We start from the raw sequence: 24,911 nt of genomic DNA, 5'->3' as shown, positions 1-24,911 counted from the left end.
ACACTTGCCGTGGCTCCTCGGGGCCGCACCACACGGAAGTACAGGGCGGGAGCGTGCGCGTGACGGATGAGGGTCGCCTGATCGCGGGACGGTACCAGGTCGGGCCCCGGCTCGGCCGCGGCGGGATGTCCGAGGTGTACCTCGGCACCGACACCCGGCTCGGCCGCACCGTCGCCATCAAGGAGCTGAAGCTCTCCCTCTCCTCCGACTCCGCCTTCCGCCTGCGGTTCCGCCAGGAGGCGCAGTCCGCATCGCGCATGTCGCACCCCACGATCGTCCGGGTCTTCGATGCGGGCGAGGAGGTCTCGCTCGACGACAGCGGCGCCGAGTCGCGCCGGCCCTTCATCGTCATGGAGCACATCGAGGGCCGCCTCCTCAAGGACCTGATCGCCGAGGGCCCCCTCGACGTGGACGAGGCCGTCCGCATCACGGAGGGCATCCTCACCGCCCTCGAGTACTCGCACCGCGCAGGCGTCGTCCACCGCGACATCAAGCCCGGCAACATCATGCTGACCCCGTCGGGCCAGGTGAAGGTGATGGACTTCGGGATCGCCCGCGCCGTCTCCGACTCCGCCGCCACGGTCGCTCAGACCACGGCGATCCTCGGCACCGCGGCCTACTTCTCCCCCGAGCAGGCGAAGGGCGAGCAGGTCGACGCCCGCAGCGACCTCTACTCCGCCGGCATCGTGCTCTTCGAGCTCCTCACCGGGCGTGCGCCCTTCCGCGGCGACACCCCGGTGGCCGTCGCCTACCAGCACGTCAGCGAGACGCCGCCGGCGCCGAGCTCCATCAACCCGGCCGTCACCCCCGCACTCGATGCGGTCGTCGCCCGAGCACTCTCGAAGGACCGCTACGAGCGCTTCCAGGGAGCTGCGGAGTTCCGCGACGACCTGCGCGACGCCGCCGCCGGACGCCTCCCCGACCACCGCCCGATCGACGAGCTGACCACCTCGCTCTTCGCGGCCCGCAGCCAAGGTGGAGTCAACGACTCCGAGCTCGCCCTCCGCCAGCTGGCCGAGGACAACTCGATCGTCCGCACCCAGCGCCGCCCGCCGGTCCTCTGGATCTGGTCCTCGATCGTCGTGCTGGCCGTGATCGTCGCCGCACTCGTGATCTGGGTGCTGACGCTCCAGCCCGCGTCGACCCTCCCGTCGCAGTCGCGCGAGGTCCCCACCCTCACCGAGACCACCTACGACAGCGCCCAGTCGACCCTGACCGAGCTCGACCTCGTGCCGAGCCAGGTCGCGGAGTACAGCTCGACCGTCCCCGAGGGCGAGGTGATCCGCACGGATCCGGGCTCGGGCACGATCGTCGCGCCCGAGACGGTCATCCGCATCGTCGTGTCCCAGGGTCCGCAGCCCGTCGCCGTGCCGGACACCGTCGGGCAGAGCCTCGCCGAGGCCATCGACGCGCTCACCGCCGTCGGCTTCGTCGAGGGCTCCCAGACCCGCGAGAACTCGCCGACCGTCCCGGGCGACGTCGTACTCGCCGCCTCTCCCGGAGCGGGCCAGCAGGTCGCCCCGGGCACGCCGGTCGACCTCACGGTCTCCTCCGGCCAGGTCACGCTCCCCGACCTCGTCGGGACGTCCCTCAGCAGCGCGCTGGCCACCCTCGCCTCCGAGAAGCTGCAGCTCGTGGGGGTCGAGGTCCCGGACGAGACCTGCGACGCGACCCGGGCGAACCCGCCCATCACGACTCAGTCCCTGGCTCCGGGCGACGTCCCGCAGGGATCGACCGTCCAGCTCGGCTACTGCGCGGGCTGACCCGGCCTGCAGCCCGCTGCGGCTGCGGCGTCGGCCGACGGTGCTCGGTGGAGGCCGGGCCGCTGCTCTGCGCGCCGAGAAGGGCTCGTCCGGACGTCGCTCGTCGGGGTCGATGCTCCGCGAGGCCGACGGCCCCGAGGTGAACGGCTACGCCCGGCGCGCGTCGGCGAGCGGGGGCTGGAGCCGCACGACCTCGCCGGCTGCCGATCCGTCGGCGGGGCGCGCGATCCTGCCGCGGATGTCGCTCGGGGTGAGCCCCTCGCGGCGCTTGAGCGCACGGCGGAGGTGGTCCGCCGAGGAGAATCCGGACGCGGCGGCGATCGCCTCGAGCGGGACCTCCCGCGGGCGGCGGCGCAGGAGCTCCACGGCGCTGGCGACCCGGGAGCGCTCGATCTCGCTCGCGACGGTGGTGCCCGCGTCCTCGAAGAGCCGCTGGAGGGAGCGGGTGGACACGTTGACCGCGTCGGCCACCGCCTCCGGGGTGCAGCGTGGCGTGCGGTGCGTCCGGTCGATGACCGTGCGCGCGCGCCCGAGCGTGGCGGCCCGGACGCTCGTGGTGCCGGGCTGCGAGCTCGCCGCCGCGAGGAACGCGCTGGTGAGGAGCTGCTTGACAACGTGGGCGAAGCCGGTGACCTCGCCCTCACCGGGCAGCCCCGTCCCGGACTCCGCCGCGAGGGCGAAGGCGGTCGTGAAGGCGTATGCGGCGCGGGTGGACCGGGCGTCGGGATCGAGCGCGTAGACCGGGGCCGACGTGTCGAAGCCGTAGCGGCGCATCTCGTCGGCGCGCAGCGAGAGGTGGAGGATCGTGGCCGGAGTCGTCGACTCGGTCGTGAACGTCGTCGTCCCCTGCTGGTACGAGATCGAGCCCGGACGCAGCAGCACCGTTCGGTCCGGGGCGACCATGCGCACGAAGCCGTCGATGAGGAAGCTGAAGGTGAGGAAGGAGGTGTCGTCGGCCGGCCACGTCCCGCGGAGGACGCGCAACGGCGAGACCGTCATCAGCACGACGCTCAGATCGGCGGTGCCGAATCCCGAACCGGTGATGCTCGGAACGGTGCCGGGTTTGACGACGATGCGCGGTCCGAGATTCTCGAGTTCTCGGATTCCCGAGAAAGCCCAGGAGATCGATGCGACCATGAGGTCCCCCCGGACTTCTCTTCTGCGGCGCCGACCCCCTGTCGGCGCCCTCTGATTATGCAGGGAAAAGGGGCCGCATCCTCCGCCGGGAGCCCGTCAAATCCCGCCACCTGATCGGGGGGTGCGCAAGGGGGTGGACAAGGTCACGCTCATACCCTGTCTCGGCTTTCTCCTCCGCCCACCGTCATTTAGCCGTCAGATGGCGGATTTCTACGTGAGAACGCACTCAGGGCGGCATCCCCGTTCGGGGGACGGTGGTCGCTGATCATTCTCAATGCTCTCGACTCGATAACGAGCCCGATAAGCCCGGCGAATTCCGCCTCACCGAGCCGGGATCGAGAGTCCGGGCGTGTCGTCGGCCGATACGGACGACCGGATCGACGTCACCTCGCGCAGCCAGTTCTCGAGAAGGCGCCGCCCGCCCTCGGTGAGGACCGACTCCGGATGGAACTGCACGCCCACGAGCGGAGCACTCCGGTGCCGGACGGCCATGACCACTCCCTCCGGTGTCCGCGCCGTCACCCGCAGCTCCTCGGGAAGGCTCTCACCGTCGACCGCGAGCGAGTGGTACCGCATCGCGGCGAATCCGGAGGGCAGGCCGTCGAAGAGCGGATCTCCGTCGTGGAGGACCGCGGACGTCCGGCCGTGCAGCAGCTCCGGCGCCTCCGTGACGCGGGCGCCGAGAGCGTGGGCGAGCACCTGGTGGCCGAGGCAGACTCCGAGCAGCGGCCGCCCGGTCGCCTCCGCCCGCTGCACGAGCGCCGTCGACGCGGGGACGTCCCCGGGACGGCCCGGCCCGGGTGAGACCAGGACTCCGTCCGCCTCCTCCGCGCGAGCCAGGAGCGCCGTCGTCCCGAGATCGTCGCCCTCGACCACGTCGACCTCGGCACCGAGCTCGCGGAGGTACGAGACGAGCGTGAAGACGAAGCTGTCGTGGTGGTCGACGACCAGGATCCGCGGGGCCGCGCCGGCGGTCACGAGCCGACGGTCACGTTCCGGTCGAGCACGAGCGACTGCACCCAGGGGAACACCCACTCGTCGAGCGCGACCAGGACCGCCGCGACAAGGACGAGGACGATCAGGAGCCGGACCCACCACGGCCCGGGCAGGAGCCGCCACAGCGCTGCATACACGGTCAGCCCTCCTGAGCCAGCGAGGCGGCGATCTCGGCGGGGGCGCCCGCGGACCGAGGCTGGAACGAGTCGAAGACGCCGTACGCGATGATCCGCTCGGCCGTCGAGTAGAGCGGGTTGCAGCTCGTCAGCGTGATCAGGCGATCGGTCGGAGCCGCGTCCGGAGTCCACGGAACCGGGTCGATCACCTGGACGTCGGAGGGCTGGACGTACTCGAGATTGCGGAAGCGGTAGGTGTACCAGCCGTCCGCCGTCTCGATGTAGATCGGGTCGCCGAGCTGGAGCTCGTCGATCAGGTGCATGCCTCCGCCGTACGCGCTGCGGTGCGCGGCGAGCGCGAAGTTGCCGGCCTGGCCGGGCATCTGCGTCCCGGGGTAGTGGCCGATGCTCCCCTCGTCGAGCACGTTCTCGGCGTCGATGCCCTCGGCGATCGTGCGCACCCACCCCTCGCCGTAGCGGGGGATGTAGAGGTTGCCGAAGGAGGTGTCGAGGGCGGCGACCGACGCGACGACCGGCTCCGCCGGGGCGGCCTCGGTCGGCTGCGGTGCCGGAGAGGAATCGCCCCAGGTCTCGCGGAGCTCCGCGGCCTGCGTCGTTTGCCGGCCCGCGATCACCGCGTCGTTCCACCAGAGCTGCCAGGCCAGGAAGAGCAGGACCAGGACGCCGGCGGTCATCAGGAGCTCGCCGACGACTCCGAAGAACGAGAGTCGTCGGACCGGGCGGGCCCTCCGTCGCTTCGCTCGCGGCCGCAGAGCCGCCCCGTCAGGGTTCTGGGCGGTCATGCGACGAGTCTAGGCGCGAGCCGTGACCCGCTGTGGCGCATGATCCGGACCTGTGGAGAGCCCTCCCGAGTCGCCGCCTGAGGAGGGCCGATGAGACCACTCGAGCGCCCGCACCGGCCGCTCCGCGAGTCCGCACAGCACCCGCGCAGCCCCGACGCTCCCGGCCCGGAGCCTCCGCCCGGTACAGTGGTCGGCATGGCACGAGCGACGAAGAGCCCGAAGCCCGAGCGCGACGAGGCCCGGACCGGCGAGAACGCACCGAATCCGGTCTGGTTCAAGCCGGTGATGTTCGGCTTCATGCTGCTCGGACTCGCCTGGATCATCGTCTTCTACGTGAGCCAGGGCACCCTGCCGATCCCCGATCTCGGCAACCTCAACATCCTGATCGGCTTCGGCATCGCGTTCATCGGCTTCCTGATGACGACGCGCTGGCGCTGAACCTCCCCCAGTCGTGAACGACGCCCCGTCCGGTCCGCCGACGGGGCGTTCGTCGTCGGTGGAGCGTCTGCGCGCCGCCGGCTGCGTCTTCGCCGAGGAGGAGGCGGGCCTGCTCGAGGAGGCCGCCGACTCCTCCTCCGACCTCGAGCTGCTGCTCCGTCGCCGCGAGACGGGCGAGCCCCTCGAGCAGATCCTCGGCTGGGTCGCCTTCCGCGGCCTGCGCGTCCCCGTCGCACCCGGCGTCTTCGTGCCCCGCGTGCGCACCGAGTGGCTGGTCGACTGCGCCCTGGAGGTCCTCCCGGACGGCGCCGTGGTGCTCGACCTCTGCTGCGGATCCGGCGCCCTCGCCCGGTCGATCGCGGAGGAGCGGCCGGACGTCCGCCTGCTCGCGGCCGACCTCTCCCCCGCCGCCGTCGCCTGCGCGCGCCGCACGCTCGCAGGCCGCGCCGACGTCCACGAGGGCGACCTCTTCGACGCTCTCCCCCGGAGTGAGCGCGGGCGGATCGACGTCGTCGTCGTCAACGCCCCCTACGTCCCCACCGCGGCGATCGCGCTCATGCCGCCGGAGGCCCGGGTGCACGAGCCGATGCTCACGCTCGACGGCGGATCGGACGGGCTCGCCCTCCACCGCCGCATCGCTCAGGAGGCGGGAGCGTGGCTCGCACCCCACGGCGTCGTCGTGATCGAGGTCGGCGCGGATCAGGCCGCGGCGAGTGCCTCCGCGTTCCAGGCGGCCGGGTTCGCCACCTCGCTGCACCGCGACGACGACCGTGAGGCGACGGCCCTGGTGGCCGTCCGCCGGAGAACTACACCGCTGTAATTATCCCCAGCTGTGGAATCTCCTGTGGAGAACTCCGCGGTCCCCGCCGCGCTGGCCTGCTCGAGGCGAGCAGGGCCCGGATCCGCACCAGTCCGCCGGTCCTCGGACGCGCCGCCGTCCCCGGATCGTCCTCCCGAGGAGGACACCCGGGACGTTCTCCCCAGTGTTAACAACTCTGTGGATAACTTCCTCCCCACCTGTTGAGAGCACCTGTGGACAGCGGTGGAGACGGTCGCCGCGGGAACGACGAAGCGGCGGGCCCGGGAGTGCGCGAGGCACTGCCGGACCCGCCGCTGCGGGAGAGGACGGGGTCAGCCGAGGACATAGGCGCCCGCGGTGATCGCCACCAGTCCGACTCCGATGAGCCCGACGAGGAGGTTCTGCGTGCGCCGCTGGGCGCGCTGCCGCGTCTTCGTGAAGACCAGCCCGATGAGCGCGCCCGCCACCAGACCGCCGACGTGCGCCTGCCACGCCACGTTCATCCCGGGCAGGAAGCCGATGACGAGGTTCAGTCCGACCAGCACCAGCAGCTGCGACGCCTGACCGCCCAGGTGCCGGAGGATCACCAGGTACGCGCCCATCAGCCCGAAGATCGCACCGGAGGCGCCGATCACCGGGGTCAGCGGGTTCGCGAGGAGCAGGACGCCCACCGACCCGGCGAAACCGCTCAGGAGGAAGAGGGTGAGGTACCGCCCGCGGCCCAGCATCCGCTCGAGCACCATGCCGAACACCCACAGCGTGTACATGTTCAGCACCAGGTGGAACGGGATGACGATGAAGAGCGACGTGCTGTGGAGGAACACCGAAGTGAGCATCCGCCACGGCTCGAAACCGGCGCCGAAGCCGGGGAGCGTGTAGGCGGGGGCGTACAGAAGAGCGTTGACCGCCGGCCCGCCGACGAAGGGGAGGATCTCGACGATCCACAGCACGATGCAGAGCGCGATGATCGCGTAGGTCACCGTCGGCTGGTCGGCGCGGGTCATGGCCCGCACGCGGGAGAGAAGGGGACCGCGGGTGCGCGGCGCGGTGGCGCGCTGCTGCGCCATGTCGTCCGGGCAGATCACTCCGACCGGAGCGGGCGTCTGGCACTCGCCGCAGATGGTGCGGCCGCACCGCTGGCAGCGCACGAAGCTCTGCCGGTCGGGGTGTCGGTAGCAGGAGTAGGTGCTGCTCGGCGGGACCTGGGTCACGGACGTGCCTCCGGGGAGAACGAGGGCCGGGCCCTGACGGACCCGGCCCTCGAATGAGTGGTGGATGAGGCGATCAGACCTCGGTGATCTCGACGCTCTCGATCACGACGTCCTCGAGCGGCTTGTCACGGCCGTCGGTGGGGACCGCCGAGAGCGACTGCACGAGCTTCTTCGACTCCTCGTCGGCGACGGCGCCGAAGATGGTGTGCTTGCCCTGGAGCCAGGTCGTCGGCGCCACGGTGATGAAGAACTGCGAGCCGTTGGTGCCGCGGCCCGCCTGCTTGCCGGCGTTCGCCATCGCGAGGATGTAGGGCTGGGTGAAGTCGAGCTCCGAGTTGATCTCGTCGTCGAACTGGTAGCCCGGGCCGCCGATGCCCTGCCCGAGCGGGTCGCCGCCCTGGAGCATGAAGTCGGGGATGATGCGGTGGAAGACGGTGCCGTTGTAGAGCGGCTCCTTCGTCTTCGCACCCGTGGCGGGGTGGGTCCACTCGATGTCGCCGGTCGCGAGACCGACGAAGTTGCGGACCGTCTTGGGAGCGTGGTTCCCGTAGAGGTTGACGACGATGTCGCCCTTGTTGGTGTGGAACGTCGCGACTGCGGTGTGCAAAGGCATGCTCGGATTCTCGCACAGCGCGTCTGTAGGCCCCTGCAACGCCCGGTGTCAATGCGCTGGGTGCGCGATGCGGACGCCGATCGATGAGTGGCAGTATTGAGGCGTTCGCTGCTCGTAGCCGATGGAGGACCAACATGGGTCTGTCACGTAAGCACAAGAAGGACCTCAAGCGTCTTCGCAAGAACGCCGAGGCGGTCTGGGGCGAGCAGCAGGAGGTGCTGGCGCACGCGGCCTCCGTGCTCGAGAAGAGCCGCCGCCACGCGTCGAAGTACGCCAAGAAGGAGCTCGTCCCCTTCGTCAAGGACACGTACGACTCGCGAGTCAAGCCGGTCTACGACAACGGCGTCTCGGCCGTCGAGGGCACGTACTCCTCGGCACGCAACGCCTACAAGCACAAGGTCGTCCCGACCTTCGCCGCTGTGGGCGGCACGGCCGCCGCCGCCTTCGAGGCCGCCAAGGACTCGAAGAACCGCGCGAAGCTCGCCGAGATCTCGAAGGCGCGCTGGGAGGAGCTCACCACTCCGCCGAAGAAGAAGAGCAAGGTCGGCACGGTCTTCGCGATCGGCGCCGCGCTGGTCGCCGTCGGCGGCATCGGCTACGCCGTCTGGCAGACGTTCCGCGCCGACGACGAGCTGTGGGTCGCCGAGGACGAGCCGCAGAGCGCCGCGCAGAACGCGGCCTCGACCGCTTCCTGACGTTCTCGTCGCTGGAGCCGGGCCCCTCAGGGGGTCCGGCTCCTTCGCATGCCCGGGTTAGGCTTCTGCGGTGGACATCCGGGTCGCCGCGTACGGCGTGATCATCGACGGCGAGCGGATGCTGCTCGCGCACTGGAGCCAGGGCCCCTGGTCGGCCTGGACGCTTCCGGGCGGCGGGATCGACGAGGGCGAGTCGCCCGCCGACGCCGCGGTCCGCGAGATCTTCGAGGAGACGGGCTACCGTGCCGAGCTCGACGCCCTCATCGGCGTGGACTCGCACGTGATCCCCGCGCACCGCCGCAGCGATCCCGAGGCCGGCCCCCTGCACGCCATCCGCGTCGTCTACCGCGCCCGCATCGTGGGCGGCGAGCTCACGCACGAGGTGGACGGCTCCACGGACGCCGCCGCCTGGTTCCCCCTGAGCGACGTCGAGGAGCTGGAGCGCGTCGAGCTCGTCGACGCGGCCCTCACCATGAACGAGGCCTGGCTCCTCCGCTGACGGTGCCCGGGAATCCCCGGCCGCGCCCCGGCGTTCCCTTCGTCGTGATCGTCGAGCTCTACACCTCCGCCTTCTGCGGCGCCTGCCATGCCGCGCGCTCGGTGCTGGAGCGCGCCGCGGAGCTCGTCCCCGCCGCCGAGATCCGCGAGCGCGACGTGGCCTTCCACCCCGTCGAGGCCGAGGCCGCCGGCATCCGCTCGACCCCCACCGTCGTCGTGCGCGATACGGCCGGAGAGGTGGTCTTCCGAGCGGAGGGCGCTCCCTCCCTTCCGCAGGCTCTCGCCGCTCTGGCCCTCGCGCTGCCCGCGTAGGGTGGCCGCGGGAGGACCCATGCACTGTCGTGCCGCGCTCGCGAGCACCGTCGTTCTGCTCGGCGCCCTCGCGCTCTCGGGATGCGCCTCCGAGGAGCCGGTGACCACGGCCGCGGTCGGGCTCGGACGGGGCGGCGAGCGAGGCGAGGTCCTCGGGGTCGTCGTCGTGTGCTCGGGGTCCGTCGACGGCCTCGACCTCGCCGCCTCCGACTCCGCTCCCCTGACCATCGGCGACGGGCTGCGGAGGGTCACCCGCTGGGTCTCCCCGTCCCCGGTCACGCAGCTGGGCGCGACCGACCTCTCCGGATCCACGGTCTGGCCGGCCGACACGGTGATCGAGCGGTTCCCGCTCGGCGTCGACCTCGCGCTGGGCGCCTACGCGACCGACCGCTCCGTGCTCGCCCGCCCGGTCGTCTTCACGGCCGAGCAGTTCGACACGCTCTCCGTCGGCGAGATCATCGTCGGCGACATCCGCGACGGCACGTCCGAGACCCTCTCGGTCCAGCAGTTCCTCGGCCTCGCCTGCGTGGACCGCTGAGCGGGCGACTCGGTCATCCGAGTGGCGACCTCGATCGCGGGGACCGCACGGTCGGCGACAGGAGGGGCCGCCGAAGACCTCGACACGGTGACCCCGCGACGGCGGAGGACCCGGAGTGCCGTGCGCCGGTGGACCAGAAGGGCCGGCGAAGGGGAAGCACCCGCGAGAGGGAGGAAGTGTGGAGCCTAGGAGATTCGAACTCCTGACATCCTGCTTGCAAAGCAGGCGCTCTACCAACTGAGCTAAGGCCCCGGGCCGGAGACGGGGCGATCCGTCTCCGAGAGTCGAACGGCCCGCCACCGCGAGGTGACGGGCCGTTCGGACCGGGTGGGGGTACCAGGACTTGAACCTGGGACCTCTTCATTATCAGTGAAGCGCTCTAACCGCCTGAGCTATACCCCCGGAATGGCCAGAGGAGACTCTACCCGACATCGAGCAGGAATCCCAATCGGCCGGACCGTGCGCCCTACTGGTTGGTGAAGCCCACCAGGAGGCCGCCGGTGATCTTGACGCTGAGGTTGTACAGCAGCGCCACGATCGCGCCGAGCGCGGTGGTGACGATGGTGTTCAGCACCGCGACGACGATCGCGAAGCCCATGACCTGCGGCAGCGAGATGATCGTGTTGAGGTCGAACGCCTCCGCGCCGGCGATGTCCTGCACAAGGCCGTTGACCTCGTCGAACACTCCCGTCTGAGCCAGGACCGTGTAGACCAGGTAGACGACGACGATCGTGATGATCGCGAGCGTCAGGCCCAGCAGGAACGAGAGCTTCACGGCCGACCAGAAGTCGACGTAGACGAGCTTCAGGCGGACCTGCTTCGCCGCCGGGCTCTTCGCGGACTTCCTGGCGAGCTTCTCGGCGACGGTGCTACTCATCTACGGACCCATCCTCCTCCGACACCGGAGCGGACTCGGCCGGCGCCGCGGCGTCGGGATCCTCGTCCTGGGCGTCGAGATTGCGTTCGGTGTTCTTGGCGAGTGCGATGATGCGGTCGTCCTCAGCGAATCGTGCGAAGACGACTCCCATGGTGTCGCGACCCTTGGCCGGTACCTCGGCCACCGCAGAGCGTACCACCTTGCCGCTGGCGAGCACGACGAGCACCTCGTCGTCCTCTCCGGTGATGATGGCGCCCACGAGGTCGCCGCGCTTCTCCTCCAGCTTGGCCACCTTGATGCCCAGCCCGCCGCGTCCCTGGAGGCGGTACTGGTCGACCGCGGTGCGCTTGGCGTAGCCGCCCTCGGTGACCACGAACACGAAGCCCTCGTCGCTGACGACGTTCGCGTCGAGGAGGCGGTCCTCCCCGCGGAACGACATGCCGCGGACTCCGGAGGTGGAGCGGCCCATCGGACGCAGCGCCTCGTCGGACGCGGTGAAGCGGATCGACATGCCCTTGCGGGAGACCAGCAGCACGTCGCTGTCCTCCTCGACCAGGAGCGCCGAGACGAGCTCGTCGCCGTCGCGCAGCTTGATCGCGATGATGCCGCCGGAGCGGTTCGTGTCGTACTCCGAGAGGGCCGTCTTCTTCACGAGGCCGTCGCGCGTGGCGAGCACGAGGTAGCGGGCCGCCTCGTAGTCGCGGATGTCGAGGATCTGCGCGATCTGCTCCCCCGGCTCGAGCGCGAGCAGGTTCGCGATGTGCTGGCCCTTGGCGTCGCGGCCGGCCTCCTGCAGCTCGTAGGTCTTGGCGCGGTACACGCGACCGGTGTTCGTGAAGAACAGCAGCCAGTGGTGCGTGGTGGTGACGAAGAAGTGCTCGACGATGTCGTCGGCCTTCAGCTGCGCGCCGCGCACGCCGCGGCCGCCGCGGTGCTGCGCCCGGTAGGAGTCGCTCCGGGTGCGCTTGAGGTAGCCGCCGCGGGTGACGGTGACGACCATCTCCTCCTCGGGGATCAGGTCCTCGACGCTCATGTCGCCGTCGAACCCGAAGAGGATCTCGGTGCGGCGGTCGTCGCCGAAGCGGTCGACGATCTCGTCGAGCTCGTCCGAGATGATCGTGCGCTGGCGCTCGGGGCTCGCGAGGATCGACTTGTAGTCCTCGATCTCGGCCTGGATCCGGTCGTGCTCGTCGATGATCTTCTGGCGCTCGAGGGCCGCGAGGCGGCGCAGCTGCATGTCGAGGATGGCGCGGGACTGCACCTCGTCGATGTCGAGCAGCTCCATGAGGCCGTCGCGCGCCTCCTCCACGGTGGGGGAGCGGCGGATGAGGGCGATGACCTCGTCGAGCGCGTCGAGCGCCTTGAGGTAGCCGCGCAGGATGTGGATCCGCGCCTCCGCCTCGTCGAGGAGGTACTGGGTTCGGCGCACGATGACCTCGACCTGGTGGTCGACCCACGCGCGGATGAAGCCGTCGAGCGAGAGCGTGCGCGGGATGCCGTCGACGATGGCGAGCATGTTCGCGCCGAAGTTCTCCTGCAGCGGGGTGTGCTTGTAGAGGTTGTTCAGCACCACCTTCGCCACGGCGTCGCGCTTGAGGACGACGACGAGGCGCTGGCCGGTGCGACCGGAGGTCTCGTCGCGGATGTCGGCGATGCCCGAGACGCGCCCGTCCTTGACCAGCTCGGCGATCTTGATCGCCAGGTTGTCCGGGTTCACCTGGTACGGCAGCTCGGTGACGACGAGGCAGGTGCGGCCCTGGATCTCCTCGATGGAGACGACGGCGCGCATCGTGATCGAGCCGCGGCCGGTGCGGTACGCGTCCTGGATGCCGCGGACGCCGAGGATCTGCGCACCGGTGGGGAAGTCGGGTCCCTTGATCCGCTGCAGCAGCGCCTCGAGGAGCTCCTCGCGCGTCGCGTCCGGGTTCTCGAGCGCCCACTTGGCGCCGGCGGCGACCTCGCGCAGGTTGTGCGGCGGGATGTTGGTCGCCATGCCGACCGCGATGCCGACGGAGCCGTTGACGAGCAGGTTCGGGAACCGGGCCGGCAGGATCGCCGGCTCGCGCGTGCGGCCGTCGTAGTTGTCCTGGAAGTCGACGGTGTTCTTGTCGATGTCGCGGACCATCTCGAGCGCGAGCGGCGCCATCTTGGTCTCGGTGTACCGGGGAGCGGCCGCACCGTCGTTGCCGGGGGAGCCGAAATTGCCCTGGCCGAGCGCGAGCGGGTAGCGGAGGCTCCACGGCTGCACCAGGCGGACCAGCGCGTCGTAGATCGCGGAGTCGCCGTGCGGGTGGAACTGGCCCATCACGTCGCCGACGACGCGCGAGCACTTCGAGAACGCCTTGTCGGGGCGGTAGCCGCCGTCGTACATGGCGTAGATCACGCGGCGGTGCACGGGCTTCAGGCCGTCGCGCACCTCCGGCAGGGCTCGCCCGACGATGACGCTCATCGCGTAGTCGAGGTAGGAGCGCTGCATCTCGAGCTGCAGGTCGACCGGCTCGATCTTGTCGTGACCGTGGATCACCACACCGGTCTCGGTGACGATGTCGTCGCTCTCGTCCGGGCCGGTGGGGGTGGTGGGTTCTTCTGCCATGGTCTCTGGTCTCTCAGGTGGGTCCGTGCCCCGGAGGAGCGGGGGCGGCGGTCGCGCTGGGTGTCAGGTGTGTCGTCGGTGTGCGGGCCGGTGAGGGCCTCTGTCGCGTTCTGGTCGAGGATGCGGCCCATCGAGGGCCGCCGTCACGTGTTCGAGATGCTCGCGAGGGCGGTCCACTGGACCGCCCGGCCGCCGCCTCTCGAAGGACGTCCGTTTCCTCGACAGCTAGATGTCGAGGAAGCGCACGTCCTTCGCATTCTTCTGGATGAAGGAGCGGCGGGACTCGACGTCCTCGCCCATGAGGGTGGAGAAGATCTCGTCGGCCGCGGCCGCGTCGTCGAGCGTGACCTGGAGGAGGGTCCGCGTGGCGGGGTCCATCGTGGTCTCCCACAGCTCCTTGTAGTCCATCTCGCCGAGGCCCTTGTAGCGCTGGATGCCGTTCTCCTTGGGCATGCGCTTGTTGGTCGCCGAGCCGTGCGCGATCAGGGCGTCGCGCTCGCGGTCGCTGTAGACGTACTCGTGCGGGGAGTTCGACCACTTGAGGCGGTACAGCGGCGGCTGCGCGAGGTAGACGTAGCCGAGGTCGATCAGCGGGCGCATGTAGCGGAAGAGGAGCGTCAGCAGCAGCGTCGTGATGTGCTGGCCGTCGACGTCGGCGTCGGCCATCAGGATGATCTTGTGGTACCGCGCCTTGTCGGGGTTGAAGTCCTCGCCGATGCCGGCGCCGAACGCCGTGATCATCGCCTGGACCTCGTTGTTGCCGAGAGCGCGGTCGAGCCGCGCCTTCTCGACGTTGAGGATCTTGCCGCGGAGGGGGAGGATCGCCTGCGTCTCGGGGTTGCGGCCCTGCACCGCGGATCCGCCCGCCGAGTCGCCCTCGACGATGAAGATCTCGGAGATCGACGGATCCTTGGACTGGCAGTCCTTGAGCTTGCCCGGCATGCCGCCGCCCTCGAGCAGGCCCTTGCGGCGGGCGGTCTCGCGTGCCTTGCGCGCCGCCATGCGAGCCGAGGCCGCCTGGATCGCCTTGCGGATGATGTCCTTGGCCTGGCTCGGGTTGCGGTCGAACCAATCGGCAAGCTGCTCGCCGGCCACGCGCTGCACGAACGCCTTCGCCTCGGTGTTGCCGAGCTTCGTCTTGGTCTGGCCCTCGAACTGCGGCTCGCCGAGCTTGATCGACACGACGGCGGTGAGGCCCTCGCGGATGTCGTCGCCCGAGAGGTTCTCGTCCTTCTCCTTGAGCAGGTTGTTCGCGCGCGCGTAGCGGTTGACCAGCGTGGTCAGCGCGGCGCGGAAGCCCTCCTCGTGGGTGCCGCCCTCGTGGGTGTTGATGGTGTTGGCGTAGGTGTGGACGCTCTCGGTGTAGGCCGTGGTCCACTGCATCGCGACCTCGAGCGAGATGCGGCGCTCGGTGTCCTCGGACTCGAAATCGATGATCTCGGAGTGCACGAGGTCCGACTTCTTCAGCGAGTTGATGTACTCGACGTAGTCGACGAGGCCCTTCTCGTAGTGGAAGACGTCGGTCCGGTCTCCCTCGGTCTCGTTCTCGCCCTCCCCCTCGAACTCGACCTCGTTCTGGTCGGTCAGCGCGATGCGCAGGCCCTTGTTGAGGAACGCCATCTGCTGGAAGCGCGCGCGCAGGGTCTCGTAGTCGAACTCGACCGTCTCGAAGATGCCGGCGTTGGGCCAGAAGGTGATCGTCGTGCCGGTCTCGTCGCTGGCCTCGCCCTTCTCGAGCGGGGCGTCCGGCACTCCGTCGGTGAAGCCCATCCGGTACACGGCGCCCTGGCGCTTGACCTCGACGTCGAGGCGCGTCGACAGCGCGTTGACCACGGAGGAGCCGACGCCGTGCAGGCCGCCGGAGACCGCGTAGCCGCCGCCGCCGAACTTGCCGCCGGCGTGGAGCACGGTGAGGACCAGCTCGACCGTGGAGATGCCCTCGGTCGGGTGCATGTCGACCGGGATGCCGCGGCCGTTGTCGGAGACGGTGACGCCTCCGTCGGCGCGCATCAGGATCTCGATGTTGTCGCAGTAGCCCGCGAGCGCCTCGTCGACGGCGTTGTCGACGATCTCGTAGACCAGGTGGTGCAGACCGCGCGGACCCGTGGATCCGATGTACATGCCGGGGCGCTTGCGGACCGCCTCGAGGCCCTCGAGGACCTGGATCTGGTTCGCGCCGTAGTCGCCGGACGACTTGGTCGACATGCTCTCGTGCGGAGCGGAGGGGGCTGCTGAGCCGTTCGCGTCCAGGTCGTTCGCTGCGGGTGACGTGGAGTCGTTCGGCTCGTGAGTCATAGCTGTGGAGTTCTCCTCTGACGGTCCGTCGCGACGCGCACGGTGATCTGGAGATCGCCCGCGCGGCGGCGTCACTGCGGTTCGGCGGCCCTCCATTCTACCGCGTGCCGGGTCGATCCGAAGCGCTGGACGGCGATCTGAGGCGCGAAAGATCGGCGGTCGACCGAAAATGCGTCCTCAGCCGTAGGTGTCGCGCGGACCACGCCCTGGAATCGACCTGGGACCCTTTTTCCAGTTCGGGACGTCCGGGCCCTGGAATCGGATCGACGCGATGCCCGCGTCGGGGAAGTTCACGGCGATGTGGTTCATGATCTCGATCCGCATCAGCCGGAGCTGCGTCGACCACGCCGTGGACTCGCACGCGACGGTCAGCACGCCGTCGACGACGCCCACCGGAGTCGAGTGCTTCGCGGTCTCCTCGCCGGCGATCGCCGTCCACGACGACATCAGGTCGCCCTGCGCCAGCGGCGCCGTCCAGCCGAGCTTCACGGTGAGGGAGTCGAGGACGTCGCCGAGGTCGTGCGGGTCGCGGCCCTTGCCGAACGGGATCGCGTCGCCCTTGGGCTCGGCGCGCTCGACGGTCTTCCGGATGCGGCGCCGACGGGGCGGGGGCGGTCGGCTCCGGGGACGCGGGATCCGTGGACGCCGGCGCTGGGGACGCGGTCTCCGAGGAGGAGGCCGCGGCGGAGGAGACGGCACCAGGAGAAGGGGAGTCGGACGAGACCGGATCGGGAGAAGAGGAGCGGGAGGACTCGGGACCGGGAGGAGGGGAGTCGGAGGACACCGGATCGGACGAGGCGGAGTCGGGTGCGGTCGGCTCCGGCACGGCGATCGGCGCGGCGGCGGCGCCCGTGCCGACGATCCGGCCGGCCTCGATCCGCACGGTGTGCGCGGCCAGCGCCTCCGGGACGTCGTCGAAGACGGCCGCGGTGATCAGGACCTGCTCGTAGTCGGCGACCACCGAGGCGAGGCGCTCGCGCCGGCGCGCGTCCAGCTCGGCGAAGACGTCGTCGAGCATCAGCACCGGATCGCCCATGGGGGAGTCGCGCCGGAGCAGCTCCGCGGCGCCCAGCTTCAGCGCCAGCGCGAACGACCAGCTCTCGCCGTGGCTGGCGTAGCCCTTGGCCGGCAGCGCGTTCAGCTCGAACTGCACGTCGTCGCGGTGCGGGCCGACGAGGGAGACGCCCCGGTCGAGCTCGCGGCGGCGCACCCCGGCCAGGGCGGACGCGAACGCCTCCGCCAGTCCCTCGCCCGCCGCCGGTGACGCGGCGCCCGGCTGCTCCACGGGCTCGCCGTCGTCGTCGACCGCGCCCTCGATGCTCAGGCGGGAGCGGAGCACCGGACGCTGGTCGGCACCGGCGACCGCCTCGTACGCGGCGCGCACGGGTCCGCTCAGCTCCTCCACCAGGGTGAGGCGCGACTGCATGATCTCGGTCCCGAGCGCGATCAGGCGCTCGTCCCAGATGTCGAGGGTGCCGAGCTTCGACGGGTCGCGGACGCCGCTCGCGCGCGCCGACTTGAGCAGCGAGTTGCGCTGGCGCAGCACCCGCTCGTAGTCGGCCTGGACGGCGCTCATCCGCGGGGAGCGGAGGATCACCAGCTGGTCGAGGAAGCGGCGGCGGGCCGACGGGTCGCCGCGGATGAGGAGGAGGTCCTCCGGCGCGAAGAGGACGCTGGAGAAGAAGCGGGGGAGCTCGCGCGGCTTGATCCCGCCGCGGTTGATCTGCGCGCGGTTGGGGGAGGAGCGGTTGATCTGCACCTCGGCCAGCAGGTCGCGCTCGCCGTTGCGGAGGCGGGCGCGCACCACGGCGCTGTCCCGGCCGGCGCGGATGAGCGCCTGGTCGCTCGACACGCGGTGCGAGCCCAGGGTGGAGAGGTAGCCGAGAGATTCGACGAGGTTCGTCTTGCCCTGGCCGTTGCGGCCGACGAAGAGGTTCGGTCCGGGCACGAGCTCGACATCGACCGACTCGTAGTTCCGGAAGTCGCTGAGCGCCAGCTGCGTCACCTGCACGTCGCGCTCCTCTCCTCCACCCGTCGTCGCGGGCCTTCCCTGCACCCCTGCGGGTCCTCGCCCGTCCCGATCGGGCTGGTCCGCCCGTTCCGGCGCCTGCGATCCGCTCTCCCAGCGCCGGCCAGACCCTCGCCTCGAGCCTCGATACGCCCCTCCGGGGCTACTCGACCAGCATGCTGGCAAGACCATCCGTCGGGCTGGTCTCCATGCGCCGTCGCGGGGCTACTCGACCAGCATGATCGGCGGCGCCCCGTCCCTGCCCGTGAAGGCGGCCGCAGGCTCGCCGCCCGACGCCGGTAGCAGGGTGGAGGCGGCCGGAGGCCCGCCGCCTCCGCGAGAGCATCCTTGCCTCACGGGGGCGGCGGGCCGCAGTCCGCCGTCCGTCACCGGCTCTACGGAACGCGCCCGCCTCCGGAAGCCGACCGCCGTGAGGACTGCCGGAGGCAGTCCTCACCAGCCGACTCAGTCGACGGCCTTGACGGAGTGCCCGCCGAACTGGTTGCGGAGCGCTGCGACGGCCTTCATCGCGGGGGAGTCCTCCTGACGGGAGACGAAGCGGGCGAAGATCGAGGCGCTGATCGTGGGCACCGGGACGGCGTTGTTGATGGCCTCCTCGATGGTCCAGCGGCCCTCGCCCGAGTCCTGCACGTAGCCCTCGATGTTCTTGAAGTCCGGGTCCTGCTCGAGGGCGCGGACGAGGAGCTCGAGCAGCCAGGAGCGCACGACCGTGCCGCGCTGCCAGGCCTTGAAGGTGCCGGTGACGTCCTTGATGATGTCGCTGCGGGTCTCGAGCAGCTCGTAGCCCTCGGCGAACGCCTGCATCAGGGCGTACTCGATGCCGTTGTGGACCATCTTCGCGTAGTGGCCGGCGCCGACCTCGCCGACGTGGACGAAGCCCTCCTCGCGGGGGCCCTCCGGGCGCAGCGCGTCGAAGACGGGCATGGCGTACTCGACGAGCTCCTTCGGGCCGCCGACCATCAGGCCGTAGCCGTTCTGGAGTCCCCAGACGCCGCCGGAGACGCCCGCGTCGATGTAGTGGATGCCCTTGGGCTTCAGCAGCGCGTCGTGCTTGAAGTCCTCGGTGAAGCGGGAGTTGCCGCCGTCGATGACGAGGTCGCCCTCGCTGAGCTTCTCCGACAGGTCCTTGACGACCGCGTCGGTGATCTCGCCCGCCGGCACCATCACCCAGACGATGCGGGGCGAGGGGAGTGCGGCGATCATCTCGTCGAGAGAGGCCGCGTCCGAGACGTCGGGATTGCGGTCGTAGCCGGTGACCTCGAGCCCCTTGGAGCGGAGGCGGGAGCGCATGTTGTCGCCCATCTTGCCGAGGCCGACGAGTCCGATGTGCATGGTGAACCTTCCTGGATTCGTTGTCCGGCGGGCGGGCGCTCGTCGGGAGCGGGGCGGTCGCGGCTCTGCGATCCGGGGAGTGGTCAGCGCAGCAGCAGGTTGGGCTGGAGCAGGTAGCGGTAGCTGTCGCTGCCGGGCTGCTCCCGCGAGGTCTGCGCGGTGATCAGGACGGGGCCGGGCTTGTTGGGGTTCTCGGTCTTCGTGAACGCGATGCGCACGAACTCCGAGTGGACGGCGGCGAGGCCGTCGAGCAGGAACTGCGGCTTGAGCGAGACGACCACGTCGTCGCCGGTCACGATCGCGTCGATGCTCTCGGACGCCTGCGCCTGCTCGGAGCCGATGGCCTCGAGGGTGAGGCCGTCGCTGCTGAAGCTGAAGCGGAGGGCCGCCTCGCGCTCGAGCACGAGCGAGACGCGGCGGGTGGCCTCGATGAGGTCGCTGGTCGACATGACCGCGTAGTTCTCGACGGAGGCGGGGAAGAGGCGCTTCACGGGCGGGAAGTTGCCCTTGATCAGCAGCGAGGTGACGGTCTTGCGGTCCGCGGTGAAGGCGATCAGCTCGCGCTCGTCGCGGTTGGTGATCCCGACGGAGACGGTGCCGGAGTGGCCGAAGGTCTTGCCGACCTCCTGCAGCGTGCGTGCGGGCACGAGGGCGGTGAGCGGCTGGGTGGGCGCGGGGTTGTCCCCGTTGTCCCAGTCGATCTCGCGGACGGCGACGCGGTAGCGGTCCGTCGCGACGAGGCCGATCGTGTTCTCGGTGATCTCGAGCTGCACGCCGGTGATGACGGGGGTCACGTCGTCGCGGGAGGCGGCGACCGCCACCTGCGAGACGGCGGCTGCGAAGGCGTCGGCCGGGACGAGGCCGGTGGAGGCGTCGATCTCGGGGATGCTCGGGTACTCCTCCACGGGCATCTGCAGGAGCGTGAAGTGCGCCGAGCCGGCCGAGACCGAGACGCGCGACTCCTCCGTGGCGATGCGCACGGGAGCGTTGGGGAGGCGGTTCGCGATGTCGGCGAGCAGACGGCCCGAGACGAGCACGGTCCCCGTCTCCTCCACATCGGCGGCGATCTGCGTCTGCGCGGACACCTCGTAGTCGAAGGAGGACAGCGTCAGACCCTCGGCGGTCGCCTCGATGAGGACTCCGGAGAGGATCGGCAGGGTCGTGCGCTGCGGAAGCAGCTTGACCGCGAAGGACACCGCCTCGCTGAAGACATCGCGGTTGGCTTGGAACCTCACGAGTACACCCCTGACGAGTCGCGGACGAAGACCGTCGCCCATCGTACCCGCCGGGCTCGACGAGCTCGGAAGGGGGTGGACCGCCGAGCACTCCCGAGCCGCTGTGGAGAGGTTGCCGGTCGAGGCTTCATTAAAGAGAGAACTGCGTTAACAGTGTTAACACGTGTGGAAACTGTGGAAAACGCTTAGGACCCCTTCTCCTGGGTGGGATCGGAGGGACCCGCCCCTGTGGAGGGAGTGTGAGCGGGGCCGTGGACGCCCTGTGGAGGGATCCGAGCCGACCGGTCGCCCTCCACAGGCGGGCTCTCCCGGCGCACAGTCCCGAGGCGGTTGTCCACAGTTATCCACAGGTTCCTCACACTGTGGAAATCGGCCCTCCGGGGTGCGCGAGGCGGCGTGTCCGAGGCGCGCGCGGAAGGTCCGAGGAGTCCGTCGACGACTTCTCCGGTCACGACGGAGACCGTCGAGGGCAGCTGCCGCCGTCCGAGCGGCCCGGAAGACAGTGCGCGCTCCCTCTCCCCCGCGTTGCCCTCCGGGCCAACGCACGGCGGATCGACACCGTCCGATCGCACGCCGGCCGCTCAGCCGCCTACCCGGACCCCTTGAGCACGTGCGGTTCATGCTGGTCGAGTAGCCGCAGCGCGGCGTGTCGAGACCCCCGCCAGCGCCTTCGCCTGATCTCGACGCGCGCCGACACCGACGTCCTGCTGCTCGCGCCGCGATCCCCGTCGCCTCCGCCTCCCCTCACGCGAGGAAGGAGGGGAGCGATTACCCGACCACCGGGCACGGACGCTGATGGACCCCGGGGCACGCCACCCGGGACAGGCGGTCCCGGGGACCGCACGACTGCCGGCTAGCGGTTCGTCTTGATGCGGGTGGTCAGCTCGGTGACCTGGTTGTAGATGCTGCGGCGCTCCTTCATGAGCTCCGAGATCTTCTTGTTCGCGTACATGACCGTGGTGTGGTCGCGGTTCCCGAACAGCTGGCCGATCTTGGGCAGCGAGAGGTTCGTCAGCTCGCGGCACAGGTACATGGCGATCTGGCGCGCGGTGGCGACGGCCTGCGAGCGCGACGAGCCGTAGAGGTCGTCGACCGTGAGCTTGAAGTAGTCCGCGGTGTGGTTGATGATGTCGACCGGCGAGATGACGTTGTCCTCGTCGAGCGTGATCAGGTCCTTCAGCACGGTCTGCACGAGCGACATGTCGACCGGCGTCCGGTTCAGGCTCGCGAACGCGGTGACGCGGATGAGCGTCCCCTCGAGCTCGCGGATGTTGCTCGACACCTTCGACGCCATGAACTCGAGGATGTCGTCGGGCACGAGCAGCTTCTCGCTGACCGCCTTCTTGCGGAGGATCGCGATGCGGGTCTCGAGGTCGGGAGCCTGCACATCGGTGATGAGGCCCCACTCGAAGCGCGAGCGCATCCGGTCCTCGAAGCCGGTCAGGGCCTTCGGCGGCAGATCGGACGTGATCACGACCTGCTTGTTGTGGTCGTGCAGCTGGTTGAAGGTGTGGAAGAACGCCTCCTGCGTCTCCGCCTTCCCCTGCAGGAACTGGATGTCGTCGATCAGGAGGATGTCGACGTTGCGGTAGCGGCCGTGGAAGGCGTTGCCCCGGTTGTTCGCGATCGAGTTGATGAAGTCGTTCGTGAACTCCTCGCTCGAGACGTACCGCACGCGGATCCCCGGGTAGAGGCTCATCGCGTAGTGGCCGATGGCGTGGAGGAGGTGCGTCTTGCCGAGCCCGGAGTCGCCGTAGACGAAGAGCGGGTTGTAGGCCTTGGCGGGAGCCTCGGCGACGGCGACGGCCGCGGCGTGCGCGAACCGGTTGGAGCCTCCGATGACGAAGTTGTCGAAGCTGTACTTCGGGTTCAGCCGGGTGTCGGTCGCCGGCACGGTCCGCAGCTCCTCGACCCCGCGGGTCGGCGCGACCGTCGCCGAGGAGGCGGTGATCGGCTCGAACGGGTTCATCGACTCCTGCGACGACGGGGAGCTGAGGGGCTCGTGCTCGATGTCGGGGTTCACCACGAAGGCGAACGTCGTGACGCCGAAGGAGTCGTCGAGCGTCCCGATCGCGCTGAGCAGGGGCACGCGCACGCGCTGCTCGAGCATCCCGCGGGTGAACTCGTTCGGGACCTCCAGGTAGAAGGTGCCCGCCATGATGCCCTTGGGCTCCACGAGCGAGACGAACCCGTAGAGGGGAGCGGTGATCCGCTCGTCCTGGGACAGTGCGCCGAGGATCACGTTCCACGCGTCGACCATGGACGTGTCGTCTGCCATCTGTCTCCGGTCCTGGGTGCTGTCGCTGTGAAGTCGCTGCGGGATCGCCGTCTCCGCCGGACCCGTCGCCGCCCGCTGCAGGGGCGTCGCGGACCGGGCGCGGAGCCGGGTCTCGAGTGCCGCTCTCTCCACAGGGTTGTCCACCGGCCTCGAGCGATGCCTGTGCGGGCGCGGGAGGACGCGGATCCCACCTGTGGATAACTGCGGCTCAACACCGTAACGAACGGAGCCGACGGGAGACAAATCCACCACAGCGACACCCGCGTGTCAATGCGCGGAACCCCGTGTCCCGTGTGCATGATCGAGGTTTCGCGCCGTCCACATTTGACCGGTGACGGAACAGGCCGTAGTTTAAATCAGTTGACGCCTGCCCGGTGTCGTCCGTGCGGCCCTCGCAGGCCGAGCGGATTCCGCAGCCGGGCACCCCTTCTTCCCGGAGGATCCGAGTCTCCGCCCGAGCGGGTGGTGCCGGTTCGCGCCGCGGAACACGTACGTGGAGATCTGATTATGAGCAAGCGAACCTTCCAGCCGAACAACCGTCGTCGCGCCAAGGTGCACGGCTTCCGTCTGCGCATGCGCACCCGTGCCGGCCGCGGCATCCTCAGCGCGCGCCGCGCCAAGGGGCGCACCGAGCTCTCCGCCTAGCAGCGAGCGGTACCGACCAGCGGTGCTGGCCAGAGCCAATCGCATCGTCCACGGAGGCGAGTACCGGACAGTCGTCCGTCGCGGTGTGCGGTCCACAGGACCGCACACCGTCACGTATGTCCGCCGGTCCTCCGCGGGCGATCCGGCGCGGTTCGGGTTCATCGTCGCCAAGACGGTCGGCACCGCGGTGACGCGCAACACCGTCCGCCGCCGGCTCAAGGCCGTGGCGTTCGAGCTCGTCCCCGAGATCGACCCCGGCACCCAGGTCGTCGTCCGCGCGCTGCCCGGCAGCGCCGACGCCCCCTGGTCGGAGCTGCGCTCCGAAGTGTGGTCCGCGATGGCGCGAGCCGCGCGGAAGAGCGGGGCGTCCTCGTGACCGCCGTGCTCCCCCGCCGCGAGGCGCCGCTCGCCCGGTTCGGGTGGGCGATCCTCCTGCTGCCGCGGAACATCGGCGTCCTGCTCCTGATCGTCTACCGGGCGGTCGTGTCCCCTCTCTACGGGGACGTCTGCCGTTACTACCCCTCGTGCTCCGCGTACGCGCTCCAGGCGGTCCAGCTCCACGGGCTCGTCCTCGGCTCCGTCCTCGCGGCCCGCCGTCTGCTCCGCTGCCACCCGTGGGCGGCCGGCGGCATCGACGACGTCCCGACCTCGATCCCCCTGCACCGACCGGCTTCCGGCCGGACCCGCTTCGCCGTGACGCGAGCCGGGTTCGTCGTGGGCCCTCGAAAGGACTGACCCCACTCCATGGACCTCCTCGGCACGATCCTCTGGCCCCTCAAGTGGGTGGTCGAGCTGCTCCTCGTCGCCTTCCACCAGCTGCTGACCTTCACCGGCATGGAGGCGGCCGCGGGAATCACCTGGGTCCTCTCGATCGTCGGCCTGGTCATCGTCATCCGCGCCGCGCTCATCCCGATCTTCGTCAAGCAGATCAAGAGCCAGCGCCGGATGCTCGAGGTCGCACCCCAGCTCAAGAAGATCCAGGACAAGTACAAGGGCAAGCGCGACCAGCTGTCCCGCGAGGCGATGTCCCGCGAGACCATGGAGCTCTACAAGAAGACGGGCACCAACCCCCTCGCCTCCTGCCTGCCCCTGCTGATCCAGATGCCGATCTTCTTCAGCCTGTTCTCGGTGCTGAACGCGGCTCAGCACAGCCAGAAGGGCGTGGGCCCGCTCGACGAGACGCTCGCCCGCCAGTTCGGCGAGGCGAACCTCTTCGGCGTCGCACCGCTGCACCAGTCGATCCAGGGCGCACTCGCCGAGGGCGGCCAGGAGCCGGTCATCATCATCGCGGTGATCATGGTCGTCCTGATGACGGCGTCGCAGTTCATCACGCAGCTGCAGATCGTGTCGAAGAACATGTCGCCCGAGGCGAAGGCCTCGCCGACGTTCAAACAGCAGCGGATCCTGCTCTACATCCTCCCCCTCGTCTTCGCCTTCTCGGGCTTCGCCTTCCCCCTCGGCGTGATGTTCTACTGGCTGACCTCGAACATCTGGACGATGATCCAGCAGTTCATCGTCATCCGGAACATGCCGACCCCGGGCAGCGAGGCCGCCAAGGCCCGCGAGGAGCGCCTGCGCCGCAAGGGCAAGCTGGTCGAGGAGACCACGGCCGCCGGCGACGTCACCCTCGTCGAGAAGAAGGCCGTGCAGCGCACGCAGCCCGTGAGCAAGAACCGCTCCAAGAAGCAAGCCGGAAAGAAGTAGAGCC

General features: G+C 69.9%; 24 protein-coding genes, 2 tRNA genes and 1 pseudogene. 11 read left to right on the top strand and 16 right to left on the bottom strand.

Translation table 11 applies throughout. The features are described from left to right. Nucleotides 1-59: 59 nt before the first annotated feature. Nucleotides 60-1,763 (top strand): Stk1 family PASTA domain-containing Ser/Thr kinase, encoded by a 1,704-nt coding sequence (gene pknB / locus C5B93_RS05190; protein WP_104291978.1) that lies wholly within the window; start codon nt 60-62, stop codon nt 1,761-1,763. A 147-nt stretch (nt 1,764-1,910) separates the two neighbouring features. Here the strand turns inward: pknB and C5B93_RS05185 are convergent, their stop codons facing one another. From C5B93_RS05185 to C5B93_RS05175, 4 genes are all read right to left on the bottom strand, one after another. Next, nucleotides 1,911-2,900, bottom strand: a complete 990-nt coding sequence (locus C5B93_RS05185; protein WP_104222664.1) for a helix-turn-helix domain-containing protein — start codon at nt 2,898-2,900, stop codon at nt 1,911-1,913. A 321-nt stretch (nt 2,901-3,221) separates the two neighbouring features. Next, the gene (locus C5B93_RS05180) at nt 3,222-3,878 is read right to left on the bottom strand and encodes an aminodeoxychorismate/anthranilate synthase component II (RefSeq protein ID WP_104257946.1); all 657 of its coding nucleotides are present in this window, start codon (nt 3,876-3,878) and stop codon (nt 3,222-3,224) included. Further along, on the bottom strand, nt 3,875-4,033 hold the full coding sequence (locus tag C5B93_RS17185; RefSeq protein ID WP_167299010.1) for a hypothetical protein: 159 nt from the start codon (nt 4,031-4,033) through the stop codon (nt 3,875-3,877). The genes C5B93_RS05180 and C5B93_RS17185 overlap by 4 nt, the downstream gene beginning before the upstream one ends. A 2-nt stretch (nt 4,034-4,035) precedes the next feature. After that, nucleotides 4,036-4,815 carry a class E sortase gene (locus C5B93_RS05175; protein ID WP_104232997.1) on the bottom strand — a complete coding sequence of 260 codons (780 nt, stop codon included), beginning with the start codon at nt 4,813-4,815 and terminating at the stop codon, nt 4,036-4,038. Between the two features lie 195 nt (nt 4,816-5,010). On the opposite strand from C5B93_RS05175, the gene C5B93_RS05170 reads away from it, so the two are divergent. Then, nucleotides 5,011-5,253 (top strand): cell division protein CrgA, encoded by a 243-nt coding sequence (locus C5B93_RS05170; RefSeq protein ID WP_104222667.1) that lies wholly within the window; start codon nt 5,011-5,013, stop codon nt 5,251-5,253. 58 nt (nt 5,254-5,311) lie between these two features. Beyond that, nucleotides 5,312-6,073: a putative protein N(5)-glutamine methyltransferase gene (locus C5B93_RS05165; protein ID WP_104291951.1), complete on the top strand. Its 762-nt coding sequence runs from the start codon at nt 5,312-5,314 to the stop codon at nt 6,071-6,073. 311 nt (nt 6,074-6,384) lie between these two features. On the opposite strand, the gene C5B93_RS05160 is transcribed toward C5B93_RS05165, so the two are convergent. Together C5B93_RS05160 and C5B93_RS05155 are read right to left on the bottom strand one after the other, a co-directional pair. Then, on the bottom strand, nt 6,385-7,263 hold the full coding sequence (locus tag C5B93_RS05160; RefSeq protein WP_104222668.1) for a rhomboid family intramembrane serine protease: 879 nt from the start codon (nt 7,261-7,263) through the stop codon (nt 6,385-6,387). A gap of 73 nt (nt 7,264-7,336) precedes the next feature. Continuing rightward, nucleotides 7,337-7,876: a peptidylprolyl isomerase gene (locus C5B93_RS05155; RefSeq protein ID WP_104222669.1), complete on the bottom strand. Its 540-nt coding sequence runs from the start codon at nt 7,874-7,876 to the stop codon at nt 7,337-7,339. 134 nt (nt 7,877-8,010) lie between these two features. On the opposite strand from C5B93_RS05155, the gene C5B93_RS05150 reads away from it, so the two are divergent. The 4 genes from C5B93_RS05150 to C5B93_RS05135 all read left to right on the top strand — a co-directional run bounded on the left by C5B93_RS05150 (nt 8,011) and on the right by C5B93_RS05135 (nt 9,919). Beyond that, the gene (locus C5B93_RS05150; protein ID WP_104232995.1) at nt 8,011-8,571 is read left to right on the top strand and encodes a hypothetical protein; all 561 of its coding nucleotides are present in this window, start codon (nt 8,011-8,013) and stop codon (nt 8,569-8,571) included. A gap of 70 nt (nt 8,572-8,641) precedes the next feature. Further along, nucleotides 8,642-9,070 carry an NUDIX hydrolase gene (locus C5B93_RS05145; protein WP_104291950.1) on the top strand — a complete coding sequence of 143 codons (429 nt, stop codon included), beginning with the start codon at nt 8,642-8,644 and terminating at the stop codon, nt 9,068-9,070. Nucleotides 9,071-9,072: 2 nt separating this feature from the next. Continuing rightward, nucleotides 9,073-9,381: a thioredoxin family protein gene (locus C5B93_RS05140; protein WP_258059325.1), complete on the top strand. Its 309-nt coding sequence runs from the start codon at nt 9,073-9,075 to the stop codon at nt 9,379-9,381. Between the two features lie 19 nt (nt 9,382-9,400). Continuing rightward, nucleotides 9,401-9,919, top strand: a complete 519-nt coding sequence (locus C5B93_RS05135; protein ID WP_104291949.1) for a hypothetical protein — start codon at nt 9,401-9,403, stop codon at nt 9,917-9,919. A gap of 179 nt (nt 9,920-10,098) precedes the next feature. On the opposite strand, the gene C5B93_RS05130 is transcribed toward C5B93_RS05135, so the two are convergent. The 10 genes and pseudogenes from C5B93_RS05130 to dnaA form a co-directional block, all read right to left on the bottom strand. Next, a tRNA-Ala gene (locus tag C5B93_RS05130) sits at nt 10,099-10,171 on the bottom strand. A gap of 76 nt (nt 10,172-10,247) precedes the next feature. After that, nucleotides 10,248-10,321: transfer RNA gene (locus C5B93_RS05125), tRNA-Ile, on the bottom strand. Nucleotides 10,322-10,385: 64 nt separating this feature from the next. Beyond that, complete coding sequence (locus C5B93_RS05120; protein ID WP_104222673.1) at nt 10,386-10,796, bottom strand: DUF3566 domain-containing protein; 411 nt, start codon at nt 10,794-10,796, stop codon at nt 10,386-10,388. After that, nucleotides 10,789-13,389: a DNA gyrase subunit A gene (gyrA, locus tag C5B93_RS05115; protein WP_104222674.1), complete on the bottom strand. Its 2,601-nt coding sequence runs from the start codon at nt 13,387-13,389 to the stop codon at nt 10,789-10,791. The genes C5B93_RS05120 and gyrA overlap by 8 nt, the downstream gene beginning before the upstream one ends. Before the next feature lie 225 nt (nt 13,390-13,614). Further along, entirely contained in the window at nt 13,615-15,594 is a 1,980-nt protein-coding gene (gene gyrB / locus C5B93_RS05110; RefSeq protein WP_219814024.1) for a DNA topoisomerase (ATP-hydrolyzing) subunit B, read from the bottom strand. Nucleotides 15,595-15,861: 267 nt separating this feature from the next. After that, complete coding sequence (locus tag C5B93_RS17180; protein ID WP_258059326.1) at nt 15,862-16,173, bottom strand: DUF721 domain-containing protein; 312 nt, start codon at nt 16,171-16,173, stop codon at nt 15,862-15,864. Between the two features lie 361 nt (nt 16,174-16,534). Then, nucleotides 16,535-17,695, bottom strand: a pseudogene (recF, locus tag C5B93_RS17175) (DNA replication/repair protein RecF); the annotation flags it as partial. 462 nt (nt 17,696-18,157) lie between these two features. Then, entirely contained in the window at nt 18,158-19,045 is an 888-nt protein-coding gene (gnd, locus tag C5B93_RS05095; protein ID WP_104222677.1) for a phosphogluconate dehydrogenase (NAD(+)-dependent, decarboxylating), read from the bottom strand. 83 nt (nt 19,046-19,128) lie between these two features. Beyond that, complete coding sequence (dnaN, locus tag C5B93_RS05090) at nt 19,129-20,280, bottom strand: DNA polymerase III subunit beta (RefSeq protein WP_104291947.1); 1,152 nt, start codon at nt 20,278-20,280, stop codon at nt 19,129-19,131. Nucleotides 20,281-21,133: 853 nt separating this feature from the next. Next, nucleotides 21,134-22,438, bottom strand: coding sequence for a chromosomal replication initiator protein DnaA (dnaA, locus tag C5B93_RS05085; protein ID WP_374952921.1), 1,305 nt, complete (start codon nt 22,436-22,438; stop codon nt 21,134-21,136). A gap of 627 nt (nt 22,439-23,065) precedes the next feature. On the opposite strand from dnaA, the gene rpmH reads away from it, so the two are divergent. From rpmH to yidC, 4 genes are read left to right on the top strand one after another with little or no spacing between them, the layout of a single operon-like run. Next, nucleotides 23,066-23,203, top strand: coding sequence for a 50S ribosomal protein L34 (gene rpmH / locus C5B93_RS05080; protein ID WP_055784512.1), 138 nt, complete (start codon nt 23,066-23,068; stop codon nt 23,201-23,203). 22 nt (nt 23,204-23,225) lie between these two features. Next, nucleotides 23,226-23,579, top strand: a complete 354-nt coding sequence (gene rnpA / locus C5B93_RS05075; protein WP_104222680.1) for a ribonuclease P protein component — start codon at nt 23,226-23,228, stop codon at nt 23,577-23,579. A 5-nt stretch (nt 23,580-23,584) separates the two neighbouring features. Beyond that, nucleotides 23,585-23,938, top strand: a complete 354-nt coding sequence (gene yidD, locus C5B93_RS05070) for a membrane protein insertion efficiency factor YidD (protein WP_258068149.1) — start codon at nt 23,585-23,587, stop codon at nt 23,936-23,938. Nucleotides 23,939-23,947: 9 nt separating this feature from the next. After that, a complete protein-coding gene (gene yidC, locus C5B93_RS05065) occupies nt 23,948-24,907 on the top strand; it encodes a membrane protein insertase YidC (protein ID WP_104222681.1) in 960 nt (319 codons plus the stop codon). Nucleotides 24,908-24,911 lie beyond the last annotated feature (4 nt).

Origin of the sequence: Rathayibacter sp. AY1A2 (assembly GCF_002930935.1) — a bacterium.
Taxonomy (GTDB): Bacteria; Actinomycetota; Actinomycetes; order Actinomycetales; family Microbacteriaceae; genus Rathayibacter.
The sequence above is the reverse complement of the archived record's forward strand: the minus strand, read 5'-3'. Positions and strand labels throughout refer to the sequence as shown.